Below are 25,113 nucleotides of genomic sequence, written 5' to 3'. Positions count from 1 at the left end.
CGATCCTGGATCGAGCACGATCTTGCGGGCAAGTCCGGACGCGGTGGTGTTGTGGCAGAGGTCAGGGCCGGTCAGCCCTTGTGGCGGGGGACGATGCGGTGCACTGCGGAGAGGACCAGCGCCATGACCACCCCCATCGTTCCGGCGATGCCGGCGGCGCTGCCGGCGTACCCGACGAACAGGGGGTGGCGGGGCAACTCGGCCGGCGCGGTGGTGCGCTGCCCCACCAGCCAGGACAGTGCCAGCGCGCAGCCCGCGATCGCCAGGAGTCCGCCGAGGCCGAGCAGCAGCGCGACGCCCCGGTGCGCGTCGGCCGAGGAGACCTTCGCCTGTTCCCGCTGGGTGATCAGCAGCAGCAGGCCGGCCAGCGCCGCCCACACGCCGACCACGAGGAACGCGGCCACCGCGTCGCTGGGACGGTGCCAGCCCGCCGAGAGGGTCGCCACCCCGGCGACGGCGGCGTAGGCGGCACCGACCACGGCGGCGAAGGCCCGGCCCTTGGGTGGCAGGACGAGCACCAGCGCCACCGCCACCGAGGCGGCGACGGTGGTGTGTCCGCTGGGCAGGCTGTTGCCCACGTACGCCCGTTCCGGGTCGATGCCGTAGTCGGGCCGGGCCAGGCCGTACTTGAGCAGTTGGGTGGTGACGTTGGCGCCGGCGATCAGCAGGGTGGCCGCCACCGCCAGGGCCACCCGGCCCCGGATCAACGCGATGAACCCGATCGTCACAGTGGCTGCCAGCAGCGACACCACGGACATCGCGTTGAGGATCCGGTCCACCGGATCCTCAATGTGGTCACGGCCGATCCGGTTGCCGGTCAATGCCACCGTGTCGATCCATTGGCCGACGTCGGTGTAGAGGGCGAATCGCCAGACGACGATGAAGGCCGCCGTCTGGACAAGGGCCAGCAAGACCAACCAGACCGCAGTCCCACCCCTCGGCGTCACGCGCACCCGGACAACTTAGCCGCCGTCGCCCGGCGGTCTGCCAGTGGCCCGCCGACCGCGTCGGCACCGACGTCAGGCGCAGCTGAGCAGGGGCAACGCTGGGCGGCACGGCGGCCGGACGGAGATGTTGCGTGGCTTCGGGCCGACGGCGAGAAGGGGTGTGGCCGCAACAGCAAAAGGGAGAGGCCGCCACGGGGGGAGCGGCCTCTCCGGTGATGTACGTTACTCCGTCCTCGGCGGTGTTGTTATCCCGAGGCGGTCACTTTTTTTCACGATCTGCGTGGTGTCACTGTCGAATCGGGGGGCGGTGGGGTGGGTCGGCTTCTCCGCTGCGTCGGCCAGAGGGCCGACCCACCCCGGCCTGACCGTGGGTGTCAGGCCGCCGGCCGGTCCTGCCTCTACCCCCGAGGCCCGGCCGGAGCCTCCGGGTGGGTCACCGCCCACCCGGAGGACGTCGTTCAGCCGTTGGGGAACAGCTTCCCGTAGTCGGCGTACGCCATCGCGACGTCCGCCTGGGCCCAGAACCGGTGGTAGCGGAACTCCGGCTCCGGCCCACCGTCGAGGTACGCCTGGACCTTCGGCCACGCCGGGTCGTTCTTGTAGAACGACCGGATGTCGACGAAGCTCTTGCCCGGGGCGATCACGTCACCGTTGGGCATGCGGCCGGTCCAGCCCTGCGGGATGTACAGGCCCTGCCCGGTGGAGGCGTCGTAGACGTCGTCGAAGCGCCGGTAGTCGCCACGCTTCTCCACCGTCGACACACCCTGCGCGTCGCTCTCGCCGTGCAGCGCGTCGAGCAGGCCCTTGGCGGTGTTCTTCGCCGCCACGTTGCCCGACTTGGCCGCGTAGGCGATCAGCGTACGGGCGTAGGAGGCGGCGATGCCGACGTCCTGACCCTTGGCGATCACCTCGACGTGCAGGTTGGTGTTCGGCTGCGGGTTGGTCGGGTTCCAGTTGTTGGGCTGGCCGGTCCACTTCAGATCGGCCGGGATGGACCAGTCCTCACCCAGGGTGGTGTTGGCGATGGCCCACGGCACCCACTTGTCGAGCAGGGCCTTGGCGCGGGCGTCACCGCTGACCAGGTACAGCTCGGCGATGCGCTGCATCGACCAGGCCTGCATGCCGAACCACTGGTTCGACGGCGGGTCGTTGTAGACCGGGTCCTCGTCGTAGAACATGCCGTAGAAGGTGGCGGTGCCGGCCGGCGGCGTGCCGTAGTGCCCGCCCCAGCTGTTGGTCGCGCCACCGGCGATGCCACCCTCGGCCGACTGGAGCCAGGTGTAGAGCTCCAACTGCCGGGTGAGGCTGTTGTTCCAGTCCGCCGCCGCGGTCGACGAGCGCGGCTTGAGCTCGTTGACGTTGGTCAGCGCCCAGGCCGCGAACGGGTTCTGGTAGCCGAAGTGGCTGTGGCTGGAACCGATCCGCCACGACCAGTTCTGGCTGGTCTCGTACGCGCCGCCCCAGGCGTAGTACCAGGAGAGCAGGTAGTGGGCGGACTCGCGGTTGTTACCGGCCGGGCACTGGGTGGCCCCGACGCAGTTACCGATGCGCTTGAAGTACTTGTCGAACAGCGCGTACCGCAGGTAGTCACCCATCTTGGCGGCCTTGGTCACGGTCGCCGCCACGTCGGCCTGCTTGTTCTGCTCCTTGGCCCAGGTCAGCGCCCAGTAGGCGGCCTGCACGGCGCGGGCGTCGGCGTCCGGGGCGTTGGTGTACTTCCACTGCTTGGCCGGGGTGCCGGACTCCTTGATGAACAGGTCGAGGTAGCCGCTCGGGCCGCCGTGGGCGAAGGTGTCGCAGGAGGGGTGCGGCACGGTCTCCCACACCGACTCCTGGGTGCCCCGCTGGAAGGTGTTGATGTACGCGGGACGGGTGGTGCCGTTGCCGCAGCGGCCGAAGCCGTAGACGTTGTCCACGTCCAGCAGCCAGTGCATGCCGTAGATGCTGCCGGTGCCGTAGGTCTGCTGCAGTTCCGCGCGCAGCGGGTCCTTGCCGACCGGCACGTTCGCGTCCAGCTGCGACGGGTACTGGTTGGGCAGGTCGTTCTCGGCGGCGTAGGTGGCGTCACCGGCGGAACCGGCGGTCGGCTGGTCGGCCGTGGACGGGATGATGTAGGTCTCCATCACCGTCCAGGCGTTGTTGAACGGCGCCCAGTTCTGAGTGACCCGACCGTAGTACGCCTCCAGCCACAGCCAGAAGCTGAACGCCTCGGAGGTGGTCTGGTGGCCGTGGTCGGGCGCCTCGACGATCAGCGTCTCGATCGAGTGGTACGGCACGCCCTCCGGGCTGAAGTAGCCCGAGTTCTTGATCTTGTTGTACTGGGTGAGGAAGCGCTGCACGTACTCGCCGTCGCCGCCCGGCACGTCGTTGTCGATCTCGGTGACGGTGACCGTCGCCGGCGTGTGGCCGGTGGCCGAGGCGGTGATCGTCGCGGTGCCACCGACGGTGTCGGCGTCCTCGGCGGCCTGGACGGTCACGTCGACGCCATTGTTCCAGTTGCTGGTGGTAAGCGTCAGCGGCGTCGACGGGACGGTGATGTCGGTGTCACCGGTGCGGGTCAGGCTCACCGAGACGTTAGCCGACGGCGCGCGGCTGAGCTTGATGTTGAACGTGGAGCTGCCGCCCTCGGGCACGGTCAGCGCGGTCGGGGTGGCCACCACCGCCGGCGCGGTGGACGCGGTGACGCTGAACGACCGCTCGGCGATCGCCGACAGCCCGCTGTTGTCGTACGCCCGGGCCTGCACCGTGTAGTCACCGGCCGGCAGGCTCTCCAGGGTGTACGCGTACGGCGCGGTGGTGTCGGTGTTGACCAGCAGGCCGTTGCGGTAGAACTCGACGCGGGCGATGGTGCCGTCCGGGTCGCTCGCGGTGGCGGTCAGCGGCACGGTCGCCGGGGCGGTGAACGGGCCGGCGGGGACCGACAGGCTCACCGTCGGAGGCTGCTGGGCGACGCCACCGCAGGTGACCCCGTTGACGGAGAACGAGGTCGGCTTCGGGTTGCTGCCGGTGTACGAGCCGTTGAAGCCGATGGTGGTGCTGGCGCCGGTGGCCATGCTGCCGTTCCACGCCTCGTTGACGGCGGTGACCTCGTTGCCGCTCTGGCTCCACCGGGCCGACCAGCCGTTGGTGACCCGCTGGTTGCCGGGGAAGGCGAACCGCAACGTCCAGCCGTTGACCGGGTCGCCGAGGTTCTTGAGGACGATGTTGGCGGTGAAGCCGTTGCTCCAGTCATTGGTCTCATAGACCACGTCGCAGGCCGGTGCGGCCTGCGCGGCGCCGGCGGGTACGGTCACCCCGCCGATCGCCAGTGCCGCGGCGGCGAGCCACGCCAGGCGGCGACGTCTTGCCAGATTTCTCATCTGCGCGGTGTCTCCTCGAACCAGGCCGGGTGCGGTGCCGCCCCGGCGGGACGCCTCGCAGACGACAGGACGCGAGACGCCGGTGGATGGTGGTGGGCCGGCCGACGGGCCGGAACGCAGCAGGTCGTCGTCAGACACCCACTGCGATCAGGGCGCCGTACCGGATACACCGGAAGCCCTCGGCGGCCCCACGCTCACGCATACCTGGCTCCACGTGGTCGATCGACAGTGTGCCATGGAAGCGCTCCCAGCACCAGAGATCATACTTCCGGAAGCACTCGGTTGTTTCGATCTTATTTTGGGGCTTTCACAAAGCCGTGACGGGCGTTACAGTCGCAAACAACGTCGATGGGAGCGCTTCCATCGACGGAGCTCCAAGCATTGGATTACCCGGCGCTGTGCCCACAGCAACGGGTACTAAGACCGCAGGCCGACGGCGGGCCAGCCCGGACACCGCCGTCAGCCGTCACCCCACCACAGTGAGGGGAGGTGGATCCTCAAGCCACTCGCGTGGCCCGGCTCCCGCGCGACACGCACGACTGGGACGCCAATCCGCACGTGCGTGTACCGCAACACAGTGGGGACGGGGGTTGCCCTCCCCCGTCCCCACACTAAACCCCCGTTAACGATGGGAAAAGAGGCCGACGGGTCAGACGCGCATCACCCGCGCGCCCCGCACGGCAGTATGCCCCGCCCGCCGACCGTGCGCTGCCCCGCCGACCACATCCGGGAGCACGCCGCCGGTCCGCCCGCGGAACTCGGCGCACCCCGGTCCCGCCACACCCGACGCCCGACCGGCTGACCGCCAGAACCCCCCACCTTTGTCTCCGCCGCCATCGCGGTCGTCCGTGATCTACGACGATCATGCGCCAGCGGCGGCCGCCCACCCCTTACGCTTTATTGGGAGCGCTCCCGAGGGGCGCGGCGGCCACCCCACCCACGAGGAGAACCCATGTCGATGCTCACCAGGCGCCACCTGCTGCGCCGCGCGGCGCTGTCGGCCACCGCCGTGACGCCGGCCGGCGCCGCACTGGGCGCGGTCACCACCGCAGCCGGCGCCACCGCCCTCGCCGGTTGCCAGACCGGCGAGGATGCCGCACCCACCGAGCCGACCGCCAGCTCCGCCGCCCGGCTGCAGTTCCCGGTGAACTTCGGCTGGGGCGCAGCCACCTCGGCGTACCAGATCGAAGGCGCCGCCAAGGAAGACGGCCGGGGCGAGTCGGTCTGGGACACCTTCAGCCACACGCCGGGACGCATCCGCAACGGCGACACCGGTGACGTCGCCGCCGACCACTACCACCGCTACGCCGAAGACCTCGATCTGATGCGCGACCTGGGGCTGCGCAGCTACCGGTTCTCCATCTCCTGGCCGCGCATCCAGCCCGACGGCACCGGCGCCGCCAACCAGCGGGGCATCGACTTCTACCGTCGCCTGGTCGACGGGCTGCACGAGCGTGGCATCTCCCCGATGGCCACCCTGTTCCACTGGGACCTGCCGCAGACGCTGCAGGACGCCGGCGGCTGGGAGTCCCGCGACGTGGCGTACCGCTTCGCCGACTACGCGGCGACCGTGTTCGAGGCGCTCGGCGACCGGGTGCCCGTCTGGCTCACCATCAACGAGCCCAAGACCGTCGTGCAGAACGGCTACCTGTACGGCCACCACGCCCCCGGCCGGCAGGACCCGGACGCCGCCTACCTCGTCGCCCACCATCTGCAACTCGCCCACGGCCTCGCGGTGCAGGCGCTGCGCGCCGACGGCGGCACCGGCCGCATCGGGCCGGCCTTCAACCTGCACCCCTGCTACCCCGCCGACGACTCGCCCGCCGCCGCCGAGGCCACCCGGCTGTACGACGGCTACGAGAACCGCCTCTACCTCGACTCCGCCCTCAAGGGCAGCTACCCGGAGGACGTCCTGGCCGACCTCGGGCCGACCAGTCGGATGGTCCGGGGCATCCGCGACGGCGACCTGGAGATCATTTCCTCCCCCGTCGACGTGCTCGCGGTGCAGTACTACACCCCGATCTACGTCACCGCCAACGGCGGCACGATGCGCCGCTGGCCCACCTCCGAGGCGAGCTGGCAGCAGATCTACCCGGACGGGATGTACGACATCCTGACCCGGGTCACCCGCGACTACGGCCCGATCCCGCTCACCGTCACCGAGAACGGGCTGCCCACCCCCGACGTCCTCGCCGCCGACGGCACCGTCGAGGACACCGGCCGGGTCACCTTCCTGCGCGACCACCTGGCCGCCGCCCACCGCGCCGTCACCGACGGTGTGCCCCTGGAGAGCTTCCACGTCTGGTCGCTGCTCGACAACTTCGAGTGGGCCGAGGGCTACGACCAGCGCTGGGGACTGATCTACATCGACTACCCCACCCAGCGGCGCGTGCTCAAGCGCAGCGCCCACTGGTACCGCCAGGTCATCGCCGACAACGCGGTGTGAGACCCGGGTGACGCGCAGGGCCGGCGGACGGATCAGAGCCGCCGGCCCTGCGCGTCCCAGGCGAGGATGCCGTCGAGCCGCTGCCCTGGGCGCAGCACCTGCGGATGGAACCAGAAGACCACCACGTCGGCGTCCTCGCTCCACCTGGCCAGCTCCGCATCCATCCGCTGCCCGCCGACCGAGCCGATGATCCGGGTGGCCGGTCCGACGAAGTACCCGAACGTGGGCACCGGATCGTCGGGGAGCAGCTGCGCCGACGGCTCGTACCCGAGCTCGTGGAAGCCGGGTCGGCGGTCGCTGCCCTCGACGTCGTTGACCAGGTAGTCCACGGTCAGCGCGCCGGTGACGGAACGCCGCCCGGCGACCAGGCCGATCGTCACCTCGGGCGCCCGGGGCACGTCGACGGCGACGAAGTAGAAGACCCGCTCGTCGCCGCCGTACCGGATGCCGGTGCTCAGGACCGTACCGATCGGCGGCCGTGCCGGTGGCGGCGTCGCCGCGCCGACGGTCGGCTCGGTGACCGTGGTGGCCGTCGACGAGGTGGCTGCGGGCTGTGCGCTGCGCTCGAACGGATCGGGTTGGCGGAGCACGGCCGCCACGCCGACGGCCACCACGATGACCGAGAGCAGGGCCGCGCCGCCCCGGACCACCCGTCGCCTGCGGCGCAGCCGACGCCCCTGCCGCATGATCGTGTCCACGTCGAACCGACCCCGGTCGTCCGGTTCGGTGGCCCGGATGGCCGCGCGGAGGCGATCTGTCTCGTTCATCGGTCCCCTCCCGGGGCGGTCGGCAGTTCGACAAGGTTCTGCCGCAGCTTCTCCAGGGCTCGGGAGGTGGTGCTCTTCACCGTGCCCAGGGAAACGTCGAGCTCGCGGGCGACCTGCTGTTCGGGCAGGTCGAACAGGTAGCGCAGCACGACGATCGCCCGTTGGCGGGCGGTGAGGGCGCCGAGGGCGATCTGCAGCCAGCGCCGGGCGGTGACCTCGTCGGCGACGTCACCGCGTCGCTGGTGCGGAACCTCGTCGACGGGGTACTCCCGGATCGGACGCCGCCAGTTGTCCACGATGTAATTGATCATCACTCGTCGGGTGTAGGCGTAGGGGTCGTCGCGGCGTACCCGCGACCAGGACGCATAGGTACGCACCAACGCGGTCTGCGCGGCGTCCTCGGCCTGGTGGTGGTCGCCGGTCATCAGGTACGCGGCGTGGGCCAACCGGCCGGAGGCCGCCTGGACGAACTCCACGAACTCGGCGTCACCCCTGGCCATCGTCACCTCTTGCCTGCCTCACGGTGAGTCCTGACGAGCGAGGCCACCAAAAGGTTGAGCCGTCGGCGGATGAACTTTCCACCGATGCCTGTCGTCTTCCTCCCCGCCGCCCGACCCGGGCAGGCAGTGGAGGGAGAACCATGATGTCGTACGCCGCTCGGGTGCCCGCAGGTCGCGGCCGATCGTGGGCGTCACCGCTGGTCGCCGTGCTGCTGGCCGGCTGTGCCCCGGCGATGCCCGCGCCCGAAGCGCCGTTCGCGCCGGTCGTCACCGCGCCGCCGACCGGTCGACCGAGAGTGGCTGCCGCACCGCTCGTGTCCACGCCACCACCGGTCGTCAGTTACCCGGCGCGGGGCGCCAACCGCTGGGATGTCGCTCGCGGCGAGGCGACACCGGGGACCGGGCCGGGTCGGCTGCTGCGTTACCGGGTGGCGATCGAGCGGGGCATCGAGGGCATCGCGCTCACCGAGTTCGCCGCCGAGGTCAGCCGGATCCTCTCCGACCCGCAGGGCTGGAGCGCCGGTGGGCAGTGGCGACTGCGCCGGGTCGGCCCCGACCGTCGCCCTGACTTCACCATCTATCTGGCCACCCCGGTCACCCGGGACCTGCTGTGTCAGGACACTCCCGACGGCTACACCTCCTGCCGCAACGGTGACCGGGTGGTCGTCAACGTCGCCCGCTGGGTCAAGGGCGCACCCGGCTTCGGCACCGACGTCGACCACTACCGTCAGTACGTGGTCAATCACGAGGTCGGTCACCGTCTCGGCATGGGCCACGAACTGTGCCCGGGCCGTGGCCGACCGGCGCCGGTGATGCAGCAGCAGACCCTCGGCCTGCACGGCTGTACGCCCAACGGCCTGCCGTACCTCGACGGCCGCCGCTACTCCGGGCGGTCCGGGGCCTACGACGATCGGATCCCGCCGCGCGACCGGGGCCTGTCGGGCTGACCCGTCGACGGCCCGGGGTGGTGTCCGCCGGACGCGGGCTACGCCTAGGCTCGCGGGATGGATCGGAATCGACGATCGCTGGGCCGGCCGTTCTGGACGTTCTGGAGCGCGGCCGCGCTTGCCAACCTCGGTGACGGCATCCGGGTGGCCGCCTTCCCGTTGCTGGCCGCGGCGCTCACCGACAATCCGCTGGCGGTCGCCGCCGTGGCCGCCGCCCAGTTCCTGCCCTGGTTGGTGTCCGGCCTGCTCGCCGGCGCCCTCGCCGACCGCCGTGGGGCCCGCGGCCTGCTCACCGTCGCCGACACCGGTCGGGTCGTCGTGCTCGGCACGCTCGCCGCCGCGATCGCCCTGGGCTGGGCGAGCATCGCCCTCGTGGTGGCCGCCGCGTTCCTGCTCGGTGTCGGCGAGACCATCCGCGACACGGCTGCTCAGACCGCCGTACCCCGGCTCGTCCCGGACGCCCAGTTGGAGAAGGCGAACGGGCGGCTCGTCGCCGGTGAGATCGTCGGCAACGAGTTCGTCGGCCCCCCGGTGGGGGCACTGCTGTTCGTCGTCGGCGCCGCCATCCCGTTCGCCGTCAACGGCGCCACGCTCGCCCTGGCGGTGATGCTTGTGTTGTCCCTGCCGCTGACCCTGGCCCACCGGCCCGGCCACGACGACGACGCGCCGGTCGCCGACGGCGACGGTGTCCTGGCCGGCCTGCGCTGGCTGGTACGCCAACCGATGCTGCGGACCCTGGTGCTCGTCACCGCCGCCGTGGCCGCTGCCGACACCGCCTGGTTCGCGATCTTCGTGCTGTATGCCCGCGACGCCCTCGACCTCGGGGCGTTCGGCTTCGGACTGCTGCTGGCCACCGGGGCGGTCGGCGGTCTGCTCGGCTCGTTCACCGCCGACCGGCTGATCGCCCGGTTCCGCCACCGCACCGTACTCACCTGGTCGATGGCGGTCACCGCAGGCGTACCGGTGCTGCTGGCGGTCGTCGCCGACCGGACCGTGGCCGTGGTCGTGGTGGTCGCCACCAGCGCGGCGTTCGCCGTGCTCAACGTCGCCGCCCTGTCGGTACGGCAGCGGCTGGTGCCCGGCGGGTTGCTGGGTCGGGTCGTCGCCGCTGCCCGCCTGGTCACCTACAGCGCCACGGCACTGGGCGCGCTGGCCGGCGGCGCACTTGCCACCCTCGCCGGCCTGGGCGCGCCGTTCGTGTTCAGCGGCGCGGTCGCGGTCGCCGCCACCGCAGCCTGGTGGCTCGCTTCCCGACCGGCCACGCCCGGTGCCCTCGGCCTACGCTGACCGGACTCGGCCTCCCGACCCGCCACGCCCGATGCCCTCGGCCCGCGCCGACCGGAGTGTTAAGAAGGGGCCCCGCTACTACCGGAGGCGTTAACAAGGTGCCCTTCCTTACCTCCGGGAACGGGTCAGCGGGGCAGGGCCTGCTGCAGCTCGGCGCGCAGGGCCGGGGTCAGCATCTCCCCCGTCTGCTTCGCCAGCCGGGCCATCTCGTAGCCCACCACACCGATGTCGGCGTCCGCTGCGGCCAGGGTGGCCAGGATCGAGCCGTCGCGGATCTGCATCACCAGGAAGTAGCCACGGCCCATCTCGACCACGGTCTGCTTGACCACGTCACCGTCGAACATCTGGGCCGCGCCGGCGGTGATGCTCATCAGGCCCGAGGTCACCGCGGCGAGCTTGTCCGCGTGGTCGCGTGGCAGGTGATCGGAGATGGCGACCAGCAGTCCGTCGGAGGACACCACCACGGCGTGCGCCACACCGGGCACCCGTTCCGCGAACCCGCTGACCAGCCAGCTGAGGTCCCGGGCCTCCTGAGACAACGTTGTCACTTGGGTCCTCCTTCACTCCATGTCCCCGGCGGTGGCACGGGTATCTCGGTGGTCTCCTCGGCCTCGGCACGTCGCACACCGCTGTACAGCTTCGACAACATGCCGCCGACCGCCTCCGGGTCCGGGTCGTGCCGCGCCACCTGCTGCTGCCCGGGACGGGCCGGCTGGGTGACGCTGCGCAACTGGGCCATCGGAACCCGCACCGGCAGTCCGCGGTCGTTGGTGCCGCCGGTCACCGGCACCGACGGCGGTGCCGAACTGTCGGCGGTGGCCGGCGACGACGGCCCCTCCCGGGACCACCATCCGCTGCCCGTCGACGCCGGTGCGGCCGCCGGGGCGAGCACGTCCTCCGCGCGTACCGGCACGGGGTGAGCCTGTCGGGGCACGGTGGTCGGTCGCCGCCCGGCCACCGGCAACTCCATCGGCTGCCCGGCCACCGGCAGCTCCATCGGCTGTCCGGCGGTCACCGGCACCTGCGAGCGGGGCACCGGCAGCCCGCGCGGCGACGGTGCCGGGTCCAGACCCGGCGGCGGTGCGGCCGCCAGCAGCGCACCGGGCAGCCGGATCCGGGCCACCAGCCCGCCGATCCCGCCGTGCAACCGCACCTCGATGCCGTGCCGGGCCGCCAGGTGGCTGACCACGAACAGACCCATCCGCTCGACCGTCGCCACGTCCGCCGCCGGCGGCTCGGCCAGTACGGCGTTGGCCTCGGCCAGCGCGGTCGGGCTCATACCCAGACCCTGGTCGGCGATCTCGATCGTCGCGCCGGCGCCCTCCGCGCGGGCCATCACCTGCACGATGGTGTCGGGGCGGGAGAACGCGGTGGCATTCTCCAGCAGCTCGGCGAGCAGGTGCACCACCTCGCCGACGGCATGCCCGACGAGATGCAGGTCGGCCACCGCCTCGTGCCGCACCCGCTGGTACTGCTCGATCTCGGCGCTCGCCGCCAGCAGCACCGCGTTCAACCCGACCGGCCGGTTCCAGCGGCGGGTCGACTCGGTACCGGCCAGCACCAGCAGGCTCTCGTCGTTACGTCGCATACGGGCGGCGAGATGGTCCAGCTTGAACAGGTTCTCCAGCTGGTCCGGGTCGCTCTCCTCGCGTTCCAGGTCGTCGAGCAGCTCCAGCTGCCGTTCCACCAGCACCTGGCTGCGCCGGGCGAGGTTGATGAACATCGCGTTGACGTTGCGTCGCATGTTCGCCTGCTCGACGGCCACCCCGACCGCGCTGCGGTGCACCGCGACGAACGCCTCGGCCAGCTCACCGATCTCGTCGAGCGACCGCACCACCGCCGGGGAGACCTCGATCTGCGGCACACCGCCGGAGACCGACCGCAAGCGGGCCAACGCGTCGGGCAGCTCGATCTGCGCGATCCGCAACGCCTGCGAGCGCAGCAGGCGGATCGACCGGGCCATCGACCGGCCGATCAGCACCGAGATCAGCACGGCCACCAGCAGCACCGTGATGATCACTCCGACCATCAGCAGCGTCTCCCGCAGCTGGGCGTCGCTGGCCCGCTCCGCCTGAGTCGCGGAGTCCGCGAGGATCTCGGCTTCGAAATCTCTCAGCAGGTCATGGCGGACCTCGCTGAACGTCCACCAGTCGTCGTCGGCCAGCAACGTCAGCGCGGTCGGGTTCTGGGTCAGCGCCCGGTCCTCCAGCCGGCCGGCCCGGACGAAGGGATCCAGCTGGCTCATCTGGTCGTAGCGGGCCACCTGTGCGTTGCTCGCCGCGACACGGAACGCGCCCAACGCCGTCAGCTGCCGCGATCGTAGATCGTTGAGCTGCACCCGGTCGTTGTCCTGGTACCCACCGTTGCGGGCGGCGGCGTAGAGCTCCGCGCGTACCCGCGAGGAGAGATCCTTGGCCCGGGCGAACTGCACGTAGCGCAGCACCGCGTCGGACAACTCCGGCCGTTCGGCGCCCGGCGACGGCTGGGCGAGCAGGGTCAGCAGCGCGTCGACCGCCCGGTGATAGTTGCCGAGGATGGTGTCGTCACTCAACACCACGGTGGTCATCACGTTGCGCATGTAGAGGATCTGCTGGTACGCCTGGTGGGCCACCGAGTAGGTCTCCGCCCAGGATGAGTCGCCCTTGCCCACCGGCTCGGCGGCCCGGTGCAACGCCTGCGCTGCCTGGTCGACGCCGTCGCGGTACGGCCTCAGCACCTCCACCACCTGCGCGCTCTCCTCCTCGGAGGAGGCGGCCCGCAACGCGGACAGCTCACCGGCGGTGCGGTCGCGTTCCTGCTGCAACCAGTGCACCAGGTCGGCGATCTCCGGCCCGATGCCCACCTGCGCAGCGAAGTCACTCAATGTGTTGGCCCGGCTGACCAGGCTCTGGGTCTGCACCCCCGCCAGGACCAGGAAGGCGACCGACGGAATCACCAGCACCGTGGCGAGCTTGGTGCGCATCCGCCAGTCCCGCAGCCGCAGCGCCGAACGGCGGCGGTGGGGCACCACCCGGACATCGAACCGCCGCCGACGATGGTGCGACACCGTCGAGGCCTGGTCCGGTCCTGCTGCCACGAGCTCCTCCTCCCACGCGTCCGCCGCGGCCCGGGGAGCGCCCGTTATCCAACCAGGTCCCGGACCAGTGTCAACGCCCTGCCCTTACGTTGGTTCAGGAGAGCACCGCCGGGCGTCACCCTATGCCGTGCCCGGCGAGCTTTGATCATCCGTCTGGCCGATATCGGCCGGTTCGACGGCGTCGGCGATGCGGTCACAGGCGACCAGCGCGGCACCTGTCGCGCCGATCTCCGGATGCCGCCCGAAACGTACCTGCCGGGGTGCCAGCACCTCGACGAATGCCGCCCGCCACCACGGCGAGGCGGCCATCGCCCCGCCGCCGAGGACCACCTCCACCGGCGCGCCGACGGTGGACTCCAGCGCGGCCAGGTCGTCGACGACCTGCTCGCACACGCCGTACATCAGTCCGGCCAGCATCTGCACCGCGGTGGTGCTGAAGCTCAACCCGCCCAGCTCACCCGAGCCGGCGCGACGGCTGCCCGGTGGCCGATTACCGCCGAGGGCCACGTTCACCGGGCGCCGGTCACCGGGCGACAGCCCCCACAGCGCCGCCTCCAGCGCCGGGCCCTCGGGGAGCCGCAACTCCCGATCGGCCCACGCGAACACGTTCCCCCCGGAGGAGTACGCCGCCCCGGTGACCACGTGCTCGTGGTCGACACGGTAGCGCCAGAGCCGCGGGGGCAGCGGGGCCAGCGGCGCGTGCGCGGGCATCCGTTGCAGCAGCCGCACCGCCGACGAGGTGCCCACGGTCACCGCCGCCCGGGTGTGGTCGATGCAGCCGGAGCCGACGTTGGAGGCGGCACCGTCACCGATCGGCGGCGACCAGGACGCCCGCGCCAACGCCGGCCACCGGCGGGCGTACGCCGGACGCAGCCGTCCCCGCCAGTGAGACGGTGCCAGTTGCGGCAGTTCGTCGCCGCCGACACCGGCCAACGCGCAGGCCTCCGGGTCCCAGTCGAGGGTGCTGATGTCCAGCAGGCCGGTGCCGGACGCCTGGGACATCGACATCGGCGCGTCGTCGAGCAGCTGGCTGAGGGCGTACTCGACCAGGCCGACGAACCGGGCCACCGGGCTGCCGCACCGGGCCCGCAGCCAGGGCAGCCGCACCGACCAGTAGCAGCGGTGCCACCAGGTGCCGGTGCGTTGGTGGTAGGCGTCCGGATCGGCCGGGCCGGTCTGCGTCGGGGCGGGCTCGGGCCGGGTGTCCAGCCAGGTGAGCACCGGGCCGAGCGGCTGACCGTCGACGCCGAGCGGCAGTACGGAGTGCCACTGCGCGCTGATCGCCACCAGCTCCACCTCGCGCAGCCAGCCCTGCTCGTTCAACTCGTCCAGGCAGTCGAACAGGCAGGCCAGGTAGCTGCGGGCATCGAGGGTGCCGGTGCCCTCGTCGTCGACGGTCAGGTCGATCCGACGCCGGGCCAACGCTCCCGGCACCGGCTGGATGTCGTCACCCAGCACGAGCCCACGCACCGAGGAGGTGCCCAGGTCCAGCGCGAGAATGTTCATCGCCGGTCAACGTACCCCCTGGCTCGGCGAGCACAACCCTGCCGTGCACCCGGGTACGTCGAACGGCTTCCGCAGCGCCCGCCACGCGCGTAGGGTGGGCGCATGCTCGCGCGACTGTCCTGCTGGTGGCCCGCCGACCCGGCGGCCCATCCCCGCGCGTAGCTTTCCCACGCGGCCGCCCGACGAGGCGGCCGCCGGTCAACTCTTCCGGCCCGTGGGCCGCCCCCGACGGCGGCACCCGGCCCGAGGAGACCGATGACACCGCCCACACCGCTGACCGACCTGCTCGCCGCGCTCGCCGACGGCGCCGACCCGGGCCCGTTCGCTCTGATCCGCCGCGACGGCGCCGAGCATCTCGACCTGTTCACCGGCCCGGTCGGCACCGTCGACCGACTCGCCGACATCCCGTTACCCGCCGGAGCGGCCGGCCCCACCACGCTGGCCCTGGTGCCGTTCCGGCAGGTCGCGGAGCGGGGCTTCGCCTGCGTCGACGACGGCGTGCCACTGGAGTGCCTGCGCATCGACAGTCGGGCACGGTTGCCGCTGGCCGAGGTCCTCGACGCGCTGCCCGACGGTCCGGTACGCACCACCGGCGCGGCCTTCGACATCAGCGACGACGAGTACGCCGACACCGTCGCCCGGGTGCTCGCCGAGGAGATCGGCCGCGGCGAGGGGGCCAACTTCGTCATCCACCGCACCCTGCACGCTCAGGTGCAGGGTGCGCCGTTGACCGCCGCGCTGGCCGCGTTGCGGTGCCTGCTGCTGCGCGAACGCGGTGCGTACTGGACGTTCGTGGTGCACACCGGCGCCCGCACGCTTGTCGGTGCCAGCCCGGAACGGCACGTCAGCGTCGACGACGGGCTGGTCATGATGAACCCGATCAGCGGCACCTTCCGGCACACCGGCGCGGCGGCGGACCGGGCGGCGTTGCTGCGTTTCCTCGCCGACACCAAGGAGGTCGAGGAGCTGTACATGGTCCTCGACGAGGAACTGAAGATGATGGCCACGGTGGCCGAGCACGGTGGTCAGGTGGTCGGGCCGTACCTCAAGGAGATGTCCCACCTGGCGCACACCGAGTACCTGCTCGCCGGTCGCGGTTCGAAGGACGTCCGCGACGTGCTGCGGGAGACCATGTTCGCCCCGACGGTGACGGGCAGCCCGATGGAGAACGCCTGCCGGGTGATCGCCCGACACGAGCGCACCGGCCGCCGCTACTACGCGGGCGTGCTGGCCCTGCTCGGTCACGACGACGCGGGCCGACAGACCCTCGACGCGCCCATCCTCATCCGTACCGCCGAGATCGCTGCCGACGGCGCCCTGCGGGTGCCGGTCGGTGCCACCCTGGTGCGGCACTCCACCCCGGCGGCCGAGGTCGCCGAGACCCACGCCAAGGCGGCCGGCGTGCTGGCGGCCCTGGGCCTGGGGCCGCAGGCGCCGACCGCCGGCACCGGCCCAGTGGGCCGGCTGGCCGACGATCCGCAGGTACGCGCGGCGCTGGCGGCCCGCAACGCGCCACTGTCCCGGTTCTGGCTGGACCAGCGGCCGCCGGGGGCGCTCGCCGTGCCCGCGCTGACCGGCCGTCGGGCGCTGATCGTCGACGGTGAGGACACCTTCACCGGGATGCTCGCCCACCAGTTGGGGGCGCTGGGCCTGACGGTCACCGTGCAGCCCTGGCACGCCGACGCGCCGGTGTCCGGGTACGACCTGGTCCTGGTCGGGCCGGGCCCCGGTGACCCGAACAGCGACACCCCGAAGATGCAGCGGCTACGGGCCCTGCTGCGGGTGTTGCTGGCCGACGGCCGACCGACGCTCGCAGTCTGCCTCGGCCACCAACTGCTGGCCGGGCTGCTCGGGTTGCGGGTCGACCGTCGCGCCGCGCCCTACCAGGGGCTGCAACGCACGGTGCCGCTGTTCGGCACGCCCCGACGCCTCGGCTTCTACGCCACCTTCACCGCCCGCGCCGCCGCCGACCGGCAGGACAGCCCGTACGGTCCCGTCGAACTGGCCCGCGACGAGGCCGACGGGGCGGTGCACGCGCTGCGCGGCACGGGCTTCGCCGGGGTGCAGTTCCACCCGGAATCGGTGCTCAGCCCGGACGGCCTGGCCGTGCTGGCCGACCTGCTGCGGGACCTGTTGCCGGCGCCGGCCGGTGAACTGTCCCCCACCGTGCAGGCATAGCAGCGCCGATCCGGGGTAGCGCTGCTGACGGGCCGGTGGCCCGGGCGGGTTTGAGAGCCCCCGCCCGGGCCACCGGTCCGTCGACGCTCAACCGGCCAGGCCCTTCTTGACCGCCGCGCCGATGTGCACCGCCCGACGGGCGGTAAGCGCCGTCGCGGTCAGGGCGACGTCGTCCGGAGCGGTCTCGCCGTTGTTGCTGACGTGCGACGCGCCGTACGGGTTGCCGGCGACGAACTGGCTGGGATCGGTGTAACCGGGGGTGACCACGATCCCACCCCAGTGGTAGAAGACGTTGAACAACGACAGCAGCGTCGACTCCTGCCCACCGTGCTTGGTGGCGGTGGAGGTGAACGCCGAGTAGACCTTGTTGACCAGCGCACCCTGGGCCCACAGCGGGCCGGAGGTGTCGATGAACTGCTTGAGCTGGGCGGCGATCATGCCGTACCGGGTCGGCGCGCCGAGGATCACCACGTCGGCCCAGCTCAGGTCGTCCAGCTGCGCCTCCTCGATGTGCTGGGTCTCCAGGTGGTGCGCTGACCAGCCCGCGTTCGACCGGATCGCCTCGTCGGGTGCCAACTCCCGCACCTTGCGCAGCCGTACCTCGGCCCCCGCGTCACCGGCGGCCTCGCGGGCCGCCTGAGCCATCTGATACGTGATGCCGGTCGCGCTGTAGTAGATCACCGCCACCTTTACCTGTGCCGCCATCACACGCTTCCTTCCTCGATCATGAGTAGGCTTCGCAGTTACCCGAACTTCGCGTCGGTGAACATTCGCGGCGCTTCCTGACCTGGTCGCGACTGCCGGCGGCACGCGCTAATCCACCCGGCGATATCGATTGACACCGGCAGCCCGCCGGCTGGCATGCTCGCGGCCATGGAGATCAGGATCGCGACGGCCGACGACTGGTCGGGGATCTGGCCCTTCCTGCGTGAGATCGTCGCGGCCGGCCAGACGTACACCTGGCCCCGCGACGTGGGTGAGGAGCAGGCACGGGGCATGTGGCTGGTGTCACCACCCGGTCGTACGGTGGTCGCGGTCGACCCCGACGGCACCGTGCTCGGCTCGGCCAAGCTGACCCCCAACCAGCTGGGCCCCGGCGATCATGTGGCCAACGCCAGCTTCATGGTGGCCCCGTGGGCGGCCGGGCGTGGCATCGGTCGGGCTCTCGGGCGGCACGTGCTCGACCTGGCCCGCGCGGACGGCTACCGGGCGATGCAGTTCAACGCCGTGGTGGCCAGCAACACCCGGGCGGTGGCGTTGTGGCGGTCGCTGGGGTTCGAGGTGGTCGGGCGGATCCCGGAGGGCTTCCGGCAGCCCGACGGAAGCTACGTCGACCTGCTCGTGATGTACCAGCGGCTCTGATCCTGGTGATGGTCCTCCGGCGAGCCGGGTGGTCGTCGTCGGCCGGATAACCTGGGCCGCGTGATGCTCCCCCTGCCATCCGGCGACTTCAAGGCGTACCTGTTCGACTGCGACGGCACCATCGTCGACTCGATGCCGCAGCACTACACGGCCTGGCGGCAGGCCCTCGACGAGTGGGGCTGCGAGTTCCCCGAGGAGTTGTTCTACGCCTGGGCCGGACGGCCGACGGCCGACATCGTGGCCGCGCTCAACGAGCAGCAACGGCTGAACATGCCGCTGGAGGCGGTGATCGCCCGCCGGGAGGCGCTCTACCAGCAGCTGCTGCCCAGCGCGGCCGGCATCCCCGGGGTGCTGCACCACATCGACGACGCGCACGGACGGATCCCGTTCGCGGTGGTTTCCGGCAGTACCCGCGAGGCGGTCACCGCCTCCCTCGGCGCGCTGGGCATCCTCGACCGGTTCGACGTGCTGGTCTGCGCCGGCGACTACACCCGGCCCAAGCCCGACCCGGAGCCGTTCCTGCGCGCCGCCGAACTGCTCGGCGTACCCCCGGAGGCCTGTCTGGTCTTCGAGGACGCCGACCTCGGAATCGAATCCGCCACAGCCGCCGGCATGGCGGCGGTCCGGGTGCCGCAGCCCCGCCAGGGCTGAGCGGTGCGGCGCGGGACACCACCCGGGCGGCCGGTCAGGATCGCGCCTTTGCTCAAGAGTTCCGCAAGGTGCCCTTCGTACAGTTCTCGCCCGGGGTGGAAAGCGCCATCCTGAGAAGACCGCTGCCGGCGACTCGCATCGCCGCCCCGCGGCGGCGAACCTGAACGGGGGATCGCGCTCCGCCACCAACGAAGCTGGCGTAGCGCGATCAGGGGTCCCGGCGAAGCGCGATCAGGGGGAATGCTGACTCGCCTGGATGTGGTGGCCCGCTGATGTCGGTGGCCACTCCTATGCTGCGGTGGACCAGCAGCAAGGGAAGGCGGCCCACCTCGTGGCACCCACCGTTTCGACGGCGTTGACCGGCGCCGAGGCGCTCGCCCTGCGGATGGCCGGTCTCCGGTTGCGCCCGCACGCCACCGCCCCGCCGCTCACCACGGTCGCCGAGGTGGTGGAGTGGTTCGGTGCCATGCAGGCGCAGGACCTGGCCAGCGGCATGTGGTCGTTGGGCGTACGCCTGCCCGGGTCGACCCACGCGGACGTGCACGCCGCACTGGAGCGCCGGGAGGCGCTGCGGACCTGGCCGATGCGCGGCACCATCCACCTGGTTCCGGCCCGGGACGCCCGCTGGCTGCTGGAATTGACCGGCGTACGCGCGTTGGCCGGTGCCGCGAAGCGGCGGGAGTTCCTCGGCCTGTCCGAGGCCGAGGCCGACCGCGCGGTCGACGTGCTGGGCGCGACGCTGGCAGGCGGCACCCGCCTGACCCGCACCGAGTGCGTCGCCGCGCTTGTCGCGGCCGGCATCGACGGCGCCGGCCAGCGCGGCTACCACCTGCTGTGGTACGCGGCCCAGCGCGGCGTCACCTGCATCGCCCCCAACATCGGCGCCGAACAGACCTTCGCGCTGCTCGACGAGTGGGCACCCGACCAGCGCCAACTCGACCGCGACGAGGCGCTGGCCGCCCTGGCGCTGCGCTACTTCCGCAGCCACGGCCCCACCACCCGGCAGGACTTCGCCGGCTGGACCGGCCTGACCGCCGCCGACGCGAAACGCGGCATCGCCGCCGCCGGTGACGACCTGACCACCGTTGTGGTCGACGGCGCCGAGGCGGTACTGCACACCCCGCTGCTGGACGCACCCCACACCGAGGTGGACGACGTGCTGGCCCTGCCCGGCTTCGACGAGTACCTGCTCGGCTACAAGGACCGCGCGCTGATGCTCGACCCGGAGCACAAGCAGGCCATCATCCCCGGCGGCAACGGTGTCTTCCAGGCCACGGTCGTGGTCGGTGGCCGGGTGGTCGGCACCTGGAAACGAAGCCTGGCCAAGACCCGCGTCACCCTCACGGTGCATCCGCTGGCCGACCTCGGCCCGACCCGCCGCGAGCAGGTCGAGCAGGCACTGCACCGGTACGCCGACTTCCTCGCCCTGCCACCCCGGGTCACCTGGAGCGACTGAACCGCAGGTACCGCGAGCCGGCGACGGCGGTCATGCTGGCGAGCGCGGCCAGCACCGCGACCGGTCCACCAGGTCCAAGCGACGGACGCACCGCAGGGACGACCGGGCCGAGAAACACGTCGGCATAGCGGGTCATGACAACGACGGCGGCCACGATTGTGACGACACCGAGCCCACCGGCCGCCAGCAGCAGCCATCCTCGACGCCCCGGCACGACGATCGCCCCCGCGGTGACCAGGTTGAGCAGGACAGCCGCGCCGGCATACCAGACCCACCCCGGAAACTCGGTGAGGTGTACGGCCCGGTCGCCGTACCAGGCCCAGGGCAGGCCGACAGCCGCGATGAGGGCCCCTGCCGCGCCAGCGACAGCGACAACTCGAACGACCACCTTCGACATCCCGTCCTCCCACAGCTCTGCGGACCATATCCGGTACGGCGCTGACGACCGCGGCAGATCTTGGTACGAAGGCGCCCCTCGGGGGGCCGTTTCGTACCAAGATCTGCTTCGCGGGGTCGCGCCAGGTGGTTCGTCGGCCGCCGCCGCGACTCTTCTTGTGCGCAGACAGCGCAATCGCGAAGAGGACGCGACGTAGTCGATCGAGCACACTGGGCGCACTCGTACGGCGATCGGCCGGCCGACCTGCCCCGGAGGTGCGTGTGTACCGTCCGATCCTGGACCCGCTCGCCGACTCACTTGCGTTGAGCGCCCTCGTCGCCGGGTTACCGATCGTCACGCTGTTCCTGTTGCTCGGTGTGCTGCGGGTACGGGCGTGGCTGTCTGCGCTCGGCGCACTCGCCGTCGCGCTGCTGGTCTCCATCCTGGCGTACTCGATGCCGACCGGGCAGGCGCTGCTGACCGCGAGTCAGGGCGCGACGTTTGCGCTGTTCCCGCTCGTGTGGACGTTCGGCACCGCCATCTGGATCTACCGGATGACCGTGACGAGTGGACACTTCGACGTGCTCCGGCGCTCGTTCGCCCGGGTCAGCGACGACCAGCAGGTGCAGGCGTTGGTGATCGCGTTCTGTTTCGGTTCGCTGTTGGAGGGGCTGGCCGGCCAGGGCACGCCGGTCGCGATCACCACGGTGATGCTGCTGGCATTGGGCTTCCGTCCGATGAAGGCGGCCACCGTGGCGCTGGTGGCCAACACGGTGCCTGCCGCATTCGGGCCGCTCGGCCTGCCGATCACCACCCTGGCCCGGGTGACCGACCTGCCGACGGGCGACTTGGGCGCGATGGCCGGGCGACAGGTACCGGTGATCGCACTGTTCATTCCGCTGCTGCTCGTCGGCATGGTCGGCGGCCGCCGAGGGCTGCGCCGGACCTGGCACATCGCCCTCGCCTGCGGCCTGTCGTTCGCGCTGGCCCAGTTCCTCACCTCGAACTACTTCGCGATGGCCCTGGCCGACATCGTCGCCGGGCTGGTCAGCGCCGTGGTGGTGACCGTGATCGCACGGCTGTGGCCGCCTCGGCGTCAGGACGACCCGGTGATCGACACCGCCGCCCCGGCAGGACCCGGCACGACGGTCACGCCAGGCGAGCCGAGCGCGTCGGGCGGGTCGGGCCGGTCGGGCCGTTCGGGAGCACCGGGCGGGTCGGGAGGGCCGGGCAGGCCGACAGAGCAGGCGGTGGCGGTCGCCGCCCGTGCGGAGGTGGCGTCGGACCCGCCGGACACGTCGGTCGAGGTGTGGCGGGCGTACGCCCCGTACCTGGTGATCGTGGCGATCTTCGGCCTGTCGCAGGTGCCCGCGATCGCGGACGCGCTCAACGCCGTCACGGTGACCTTCAACTGGCCGGGACTGCACCTGCTGACCACATCGGGAGCGCCGTCGACGTTGCCGGTCTTCCGGTTCAACTGGCTCTCCTCGACCGGCACGCTGCTGGTGCTGGCCGGACTGGTGACGATGGCGATCCTGCGGATCACTGTGCGCACCGCAGTCGTCACGTACGGGCAGACTCTGGCCTCGCTGCGCTGGGCGATCCTCACCGTGTGCGGACTGCTGGCGCTGGCCTTCGTGATGAACGGCAGCGGGCAGACCGCGACGCTGGGCACCTGGATGGCCGGTGCCGGTGGCCTGTTCGCGCTGCTCTCGCCGATTCTCGGCTGGCTGGGCGTAGCGCTCACCGGCTCGGACACCTCGTCCAACTCACTGTTCGGTGCGCTCCAGGTCACCGCTGCGGAGCGCGCCGGTCTGGACCCGGTGCTGCTCGCCGCGGCCAACGCGTCAGGCGGAGTGGTCGGCAAGATGATCTCGTTGCAGAACCTGACGATCGCGGCGAGCGCGGTGGGGCTCGACGGCCGTGAGGGCGACCTGTTCCGCCGGATGTTCGGCTGGAGCGTGTTGTTGATCTGTGCGATGGCAGTGCTGGTCGGCCTCCAGGCGACCCCGGTGCTGAGCTGGATGGTGCCGTAACGGACGCCCGTACGTGCGGGCGGCACCCACCGGGTGCATCTGTTGTCGCCCTGGCAACCACAGATGCACCCGAAGGTGCCGGTCAGCGGGCATCGGGGAGGCGAACCTGAAAACGTGCGTCGACGGACAACAGGCGCACCCACACGGCGGTCAACAGCGGGCTCAGCCGGCCAGCGCTCCCGCCGAGCGGCCCTCGTGCAGGGTCAGGTTGCGGCCGTTCGACGGGTCGAACAGGTGCAGCTTCTCCAGGTTGAACCAGACCCGCCGGTCCTCCCCCTCGGTCACCGTGGACTCGGCCGACAGCCGGGTGACCAGGTTCGAGCCGGCTCCGGCGAAGTCGGCGGCACCGGCGTCGGCGGCCAACTCCTCCAGCTCGGCGGCGGTGGCCCGGCCTCCCTCGACGGTCAGGTAGACGTACTTGTCCGAGCCCATCGACTCGACGATGTCCACCGGTGCGGTGAACTCCATGCCCCGGTCGCGGGTCTGCTCGTCGACCAGTTCGGCGTCCTCGAAGTGTTCGGGACGGATGCCGAGGATCAGTTCGCGGGGCGCGTCGGCGCCCTCCAACTCGCGGCGGATCCGGTCGCCGATCGGCAGGTCGCCCAGCGCCGTACGCAGCCGGCCCTCCTCGACCGTCGCGGGCAGGAAGTTCATCGACGGTGAGCCGATGAAGCCGGCCACGAAGAGGTTGTTCGGGTGGTCGTACAGTTCCTGCGGCGGGCCGACCTGCTGGATCGCCCCACCTCGCATGATCACGACGCGGTCGCCGAGGGTCATCGCCTCGGTCTGGTCGTGCGTGACGTAGACGGTGGTGGTGCCGAGCTGTTTCTGCAGGCGGGACACCACGGTCCGCATCTGCACCCGCAGCTTGGCATCCAGGTTGGACAGCGGCTCGTCCATCAGGAACGCCTTGGGTTGACGCACGATGGCCCGACCCATCGCCACCCGCTGCCGCTGGCCGCCGGAGAGGTTGGCCGGCTTGCGGTCCAGCAGCGAGGTCAGCTCCAGCACCTTGGCCGCTTCATCGACCTTCTGGTCGATGGTGGCGCGATCCATCTTGGCCAGCCGCAGCGGGAATGCCATGTTCTCCCGCACGGTCATGTTCGGGTACAGCGCGTACGACTGGAAGACCATCGCGATGTCCCGGTCGCGGGGCGCCTTGTCGTTCACCCGTTGGCCGCCGATGCGCAGCTCACCGGAGCTGATGTCCTCCAGCCCGGCGATCATGTTCAGGGTGGTGGACTTGCCGCAGCCGGACGGGCCGACCAGGATCACGAACTCGCCGTCGGCGATCTCCAGGTCGACGTCCCGCACCGCCGTGGTGCCGTCCGGGAACTTCTTGCTCACCTTGTCGAGCACGATGTCAGCCATGAGAAACCCACCTATCCCTTGACGGCGCCGGAGGTCAGGCCGGAGACGATGCGGCGCTGGAAGAAGAGGACGAACAAGATGATCGGTACGGTGATCACCACGGCGGCGGCGCAGATGGCCCCGGTCGGGTCCTCGAACTGCGAAGCGCCGGTGAAGAACGACAGCGCCACCGGCACCGTGCGGGACCGCTCGGTGGAGGTCAGCGAGATGGCGAACAGGAAGTCGTTCCAGCAGAAGATGAAGACCAGGATCGCCGTGGTGAACAGGCCCGGCGCGGCCAGCGGGGCGATCACCCGCCGAAACGCCTGCGCCTGGGTCGCGCCGTCCATCTTGGCCGCCTTCTCCAGGTCCCACGGGATCTGCTTGAAGAACGCCGACAGCGTGTAGATCGCCAGCGGCAACGCGAAGGTGATGTACGGCAGGATCAGACCCGGCCAGGTGTCGAACAGACCCAGCTGCCGCTCGATCTCGAACAGCGGCGAGACAAGCGACACCTGCGGGAACATCGCGATCAGCAGGGACACCCCGATCAGCAGCCGCTTGCCGGGGAAGTCCAGCCGGGAGATCGCGTACGCGGCCATCGCGCCGAGCACGACGGCGATCACTGTCGCGATCATCGCGATGCCGATCGAGTTGATCAGCGCCCGGACGAACTGGTCGGTGCCGAAGATGTTGCGGTAGTTGTCGAGCGTCCACTCCCGGGGGATGAACTTCCCGTCGGTGAGGGTGGCCGGGGTCTTGAACGACAGCGACATGATCCACAGCACCGGGATCAGGGCGAAGACGACCACTACGGCGTTCAGCAGGCCCCACTGCAGCTTGGCGCGGCGGGCGGTGGTGTCAGCCAT

General features: G+C 71.2%; 19 protein-coding genes. 8 read left to right on the top strand and 11 right to left on the bottom strand.

The annotated features are described in order from the left end of the window. Positions 1-71: 71 nt before the first annotated feature. A complete protein-coding gene (locus Vgi01_RS14695) occupies positions 72-953 on the bottom strand; it encodes a phosphatase PAP2 family protein (RefSeq protein WP_204291371.1) in 882 nt (293 codons plus the stop codon). Positions 954-1,405: 452 nt separating this feature from the next. Then, positions 1,406-4,297: a glycoside hydrolase family 48 protein gene (locus tag Vgi01_RS14690; RefSeq protein ID WP_199180153.1), complete on the bottom strand. Its 2,892-nt coding sequence runs from the start codon at positions 4,295-4,297 to the stop codon at positions 1,406-1,408. Between the two features lie 961 nt (positions 4,298-5,258). Here Vgi01_RS14690 and Vgi01_RS14685 point away from each other — a divergent pair. Continuing rightward, complete coding sequence (locus tag Vgi01_RS14685; RefSeq protein ID WP_102657478.1) at positions 5,259-6,752, top strand: GH1 family beta-glucosidase; 1,494 nt, start codon at positions 5,259-5,261, stop codon at positions 6,750-6,752. A 32-nt stretch (positions 6,753-6,784) separates the two neighbouring features. Here Vgi01_RS14685 and Vgi01_RS14680 read toward each other — a convergent pair whose 3' ends face one another. Then, positions 6,785-7,519 carry a hypothetical protein gene (locus tag Vgi01_RS14680; protein WP_102657479.1) on the bottom strand — a complete coding sequence of 245 codons (735 nt, stop codon included), beginning with the start codon at positions 7,517-7,519 and terminating at the stop codon, positions 6,785-6,787. Then, positions 7,516-8,019, bottom strand: a complete 504-nt coding sequence (locus tag Vgi01_RS14675; RefSeq protein ID WP_102657480.1) for a SigE family RNA polymerase sigma factor — start codon at positions 8,017-8,019, stop codon at positions 7,516-7,518. The genes Vgi01_RS14680 and Vgi01_RS14675 overlap by 4 nt, the downstream gene beginning before the upstream one ends. A gap of 143 nt (positions 8,020-8,162) precedes the next feature. Here Vgi01_RS14675 and Vgi01_RS14670 point away from each other — a divergent pair, with 143 nt between their 5' ends. Next, positions 8,163-8,966: a DUF3152 domain-containing protein gene (locus Vgi01_RS14670; protein ID WP_204291370.1), complete on the top strand. Its 804-nt coding sequence runs from the start codon at positions 8,163-8,165 to the stop codon at positions 8,964-8,966. 57 nt (positions 8,967-9,023) lie between these two features. Beyond that, the gene (locus Vgi01_RS14665; RefSeq protein WP_204291369.1) at positions 9,024-10,253 is read left to right on the top strand and encodes an MFS transporter; all 1,230 of its coding nucleotides are present in this window, start codon (positions 9,024-9,026) and stop codon (positions 10,251-10,253) included. Positions 10,254-10,378: 125 nt separating this feature from the next. Here the strand turns inward: Vgi01_RS14665 and Vgi01_RS14660 are convergent, their stop codons facing one another. The 3 genes from Vgi01_RS14660 to Vgi01_RS14650 form a co-directional block, all read right to left on the bottom strand. Beyond that, on the bottom strand, positions 10,379-10,801 hold the full coding sequence (locus Vgi01_RS14660) for a roadblock/LC7 domain-containing protein (protein WP_102657482.1): 423 nt from the start codon (positions 10,799-10,801) through the stop codon (positions 10,379-10,381). Next, positions 10,798-13,329 carry a sensor histidine kinase gene (locus tag Vgi01_RS14655; protein ID WP_204291368.1) on the bottom strand — a complete coding sequence of 844 codons (2,532 nt, stop codon included), beginning with the start codon at positions 13,327-13,329 and terminating at the stop codon, positions 10,798-10,800. Before Vgi01_RS14655 ends, Vgi01_RS14660 begins: the two co-directional genes overlap by 4 nt. A gap of 120 nt (positions 13,330-13,449) precedes the next feature. Further along, a complete protein-coding gene (locus Vgi01_RS14650) occupies positions 13,450-14,835 on the bottom strand; it encodes an FGGY family carbohydrate kinase (protein WP_204291367.1) in 1,386 nt (461 codons plus the stop codon). A 255-nt stretch (positions 14,836-15,090) separates the two neighbouring features. Here Vgi01_RS14650 and Vgi01_RS14645 point away from each other — a divergent pair, with 255 nt between their 5' ends. After that, positions 15,091-17,013 (top strand): anthranilate synthase family protein, encoded by a 1,923-nt coding sequence (locus Vgi01_RS14645; RefSeq protein WP_204291366.1) that lies wholly within the window; start codon positions 15,091-15,093, stop codon positions 17,011-17,013. A gap of 87 nt (positions 17,014-17,100) precedes the next feature. Here the strand turns inward: Vgi01_RS14645 and wrbA are convergent, their stop codons facing one another. Beyond that, entirely contained in the window at positions 17,101-17,718 is a 618-nt protein-coding gene (gene wrbA / locus Vgi01_RS14640; protein ID WP_204291365.1) for an NAD(P)H:quinone oxidoreductase, read from the bottom strand. A gap of 168 nt (positions 17,719-17,886) precedes the next feature. On the opposite strand from wrbA, the gene Vgi01_RS14635 reads away from it, so the two are divergent. The 3 genes from Vgi01_RS14635 to Vgi01_RS14625 all read left to right on the top strand — a co-directional run bounded on the left by Vgi01_RS14635 (position 17,887) and on the right by Vgi01_RS14625 (position 20,482). After that, positions 17,887-18,375 carry a GNAT family N-acetyltransferase gene (locus tag Vgi01_RS14635; protein ID WP_204291364.1) on the top strand — a complete coding sequence of 163 codons (489 nt, stop codon included), beginning with the start codon at positions 17,887-17,889 and terminating at the stop codon, positions 18,373-18,375. A 63-nt stretch (positions 18,376-18,438) separates the two neighbouring features. Beyond that, positions 18,439-19,026 (top strand): HAD family hydrolase, encoded by a 588-nt coding sequence (locus tag Vgi01_RS14630; RefSeq protein WP_238358824.1) that lies wholly within the window; start codon positions 18,439-18,441, stop codon positions 19,024-19,026. Between the two features lie 385 nt (positions 19,027-19,411). Beyond that, positions 19,412-20,482 (top strand): winged helix DNA-binding domain-containing protein, encoded by a 1,071-nt coding sequence (locus Vgi01_RS14625; protein ID WP_204291389.1) that lies wholly within the window; start codon positions 19,412-19,414, stop codon positions 20,480-20,482. Here Vgi01_RS14625 and Vgi01_RS14620 read toward each other — a convergent pair. Then, positions 20,466-20,879, bottom strand: a complete 414-nt coding sequence (locus Vgi01_RS14620) for a hypothetical protein (RefSeq protein WP_204291363.1) — start codon at positions 20,877-20,879, stop codon at positions 20,466-20,468. The genes Vgi01_RS14625 and Vgi01_RS14620 overlap by 17 nt on opposite strands. Positions 20,880-21,139: 260 nt before the next feature. On the opposite strand from Vgi01_RS14620, the gene Vgi01_RS14615 reads away from it, so the two are divergent. After that, complete coding sequence (locus Vgi01_RS14615; protein WP_204291362.1) at positions 21,140-22,894, top strand: L-lactate permease; 1,755 nt, start codon at positions 21,140-21,142, stop codon at positions 22,892-22,894. Between the two features lie 162 nt (positions 22,895-23,056). Here the strand turns inward: Vgi01_RS14615 and Vgi01_RS14610 are convergent, their stop codons facing one another. Both Vgi01_RS14610 and Vgi01_RS14605 read right to left on the bottom strand, forming a co-directional pair. Next, positions 23,057-24,265, bottom strand: coding sequence for an ABC transporter ATP-binding protein (locus tag Vgi01_RS14610; protein WP_204291361.1), 1,209 nt, complete (start codon positions 24,263-24,265; stop codon positions 23,057-23,059). Positions 24,266-24,276: 11 nt separating this feature from the next. Continuing rightward, a complete protein-coding gene (locus Vgi01_RS14605; protein ID WP_013734785.1) occupies positions 24,277-25,113 on the bottom strand; it encodes a carbohydrate ABC transporter permease in 837 nt (278 codons plus the stop codon).

Source organism: Micromonospora gifhornensis, assembly GCF_016863515.1.
Taxonomy (GTDB): Bacteria; Actinomycetota; Actinomycetes; order Mycobacteriales; family Micromonosporaceae; genus Micromonospora; species Micromonospora gifhornensis.
This window is presented reverse-complemented; position numbering and strand designations above follow the sequence as displayed.

Bases quoted from the DNA above. Each gene is read 5' to 3' on its own strand.
- Vgi01_RS14685 (WP_102657478.1), top strand. From the start codon at position 5,259: ATGTCGATGCTCACCAGGCGCCACCTGCTGCGCCGCGCGGCGCTGTCG.
- Vgi01_RS14680 (WP_102657479.1), bottom strand. From the start codon at position 7,519: ATGAACGAGACAGATCGCCTCCGCGCGGCCATCCGGGCCACCGAACCG.
- Vgi01_RS14675 (WP_102657480.1), bottom strand. From the start codon at position 8,019: ATGGCCAGGGGTGACGCCGAGTTCGTGGAGTTCGTCCAGGCGGCCTCC.
- Vgi01_RS14670 (WP_204291370.1), top strand. From the start codon at position 8,163: ATGTCGTACGCCGCTCGGGTGCCCGCAGGTCGCGGCCGATCGTGGGCG.
- Vgi01_RS14665 (WP_204291369.1), top strand. From the start codon at position 9,024: ATGGATCGGAATCGACGATCGCTGGGCCGGCCGTTCTGGACGTTCTGG.
- Vgi01_RS14650 (WP_204291367.1), bottom strand. From the start codon at position 14,835: ATGAACATTCTCGCGCTGGACCTGGGCACCTCCTCGGTGCGTGGGCTC.
- Vgi01_RS14645 (WP_204291366.1), top strand. From the start codon at position 15,091: ATGACACCGCCCACACCGCTGACCGACCTGCTCGCCGCGCTCGCCGAC.
- wrbA (WP_204291365.1), bottom strand. From the start codon at position 17,718: ATGGCGGCACAGGTAAAGGTGGCGGTGATCTACTACAGCGCGACCGGC.
- Vgi01_RS14635 (WP_204291364.1), top strand. From the start codon at position 17,887: ATGGAGATCAGGATCGCGACGGCCGACGACTGGTCGGGGATCTGGCCC.
- Vgi01_RS14630 (WP_238358824.1), top strand. From the start codon at position 18,439: ATGCTCCCCCTGCCATCCGGCGACTTCAAGGCGTACCTGTTCGACTGC.
- Vgi01_RS14625 (WP_204291389.1), top strand. From the start codon at position 19,412: ATGGCCGGTCTCCGGTTGCGCCCGCACGCCACCGCCCCGCCGCTCACC.
- Vgi01_RS14620 (WP_204291363.1), bottom strand. From the start codon at position 20,879: ATGTCGAAGGTGGTCGTTCGAGTTGTCGCTGTCGCTGGCGCGGCAGGG.
- Vgi01_RS14610 (WP_204291361.1), bottom strand. From the start codon at position 24,265: ATGGCTGACATCGTGCTCGACAAGGTGAGCAAGAAGTTCCCGGACGGC.
- Vgi01_RS14605 (WP_013734785.1), bottom strand. From the start codon at position 25,113: ATGGCTGACACCACCGCCCGCCGCGCCAAGCTGCAGTGGGGCCTGCTG.